We start from the raw sequence: 726 nt of genomic DNA on the forward strand, positions 1-726 counted from the left end.
ATCCTGTATGGATGAATTTAAAGATGAGTGATAATTAATATTCGATTATGGGTAAGGAGTGACACTATAATTAAATATTTAACTATAGATGAATTATTTAAAGAAAATAATTCAGATAATAGGGCTTGTGAACTATCAGGGAATGGCTGGGTTATTGAAAAGATAGATGATGATTATATTTTATCATTTATATCTGGAGATATTTTAGGTGTTGAAAAGAAAACCAAGATAATGAATGTGGATTTTGATTTACTAAAGAATAGAATGGTTGATATAAATGATATTCTTATCAAGTATCACTTGGGATGATTTAAGGGAGTAGGCTATTTCATTGGAGTGTTTCTACTAATGGTCAAACTTTACCCGGTCAATCTAGGGCTATAAAAATGAATGACATACCTAAATCACTTAAAGATTTGGGAGGTGTGAAATGAAGATAGGAAACTCTAATTTCTATTTCGAAATAAATGAAATGGAGTTGAAGCAAAAATTAGCTCCTCTCCAAATTGTTATAAATGGAAACGTGTTGGGAACATTGGACGATACTACATACCTTCCTTCTTTATTGAGTTCTTTAGAGGCGATACTAAAAGAAAAATATTATTATAATGAAAGTATAAATTGCAACAACTATAAGAATAAGTTTTTTAATGGTGATTTTTGCGCTGATTATAGAATAACTTTAGAGGATAGTTTTGATGATTTTATTAAGCGATGCGCTAGGAA

2 protein-coding genes are annotated in these 726 nt (G+C 29.5%); both read left to right on the forward strand.

Features of this window, described 5'->3' with window-relative positions:
* Window positions 1-27: 27 nt before the first annotated feature.
* Window positions 28-309 carry a hypothetical protein gene (locus FHQ30_RS13155; protein WP_139612041.1) on the forward strand — a complete coding sequence of 94 codons (282 nt, stop codon included), beginning with the start codon at window positions 28-30 and terminating at the stop codon, window positions 307-309.
* Window positions 310-430: 121 nt separating this feature from the next.
* The coding region (locus FHQ30_RS13160; RefSeq protein WP_500692288.1) for a hypothetical protein at window positions 431-726 on the forward strand (296 nt) is incomplete at its 3' end.

Source organism: Testudinibacter sp. 'clade 2' (assembly GCF_006227735.1).
In the GTDB taxonomy this organism is placed as follows: domain Bacteria; phylum Pseudomonadota; class Gammaproteobacteria; order Enterobacterales; family Pasteurellaceae; genus Chelonobacter.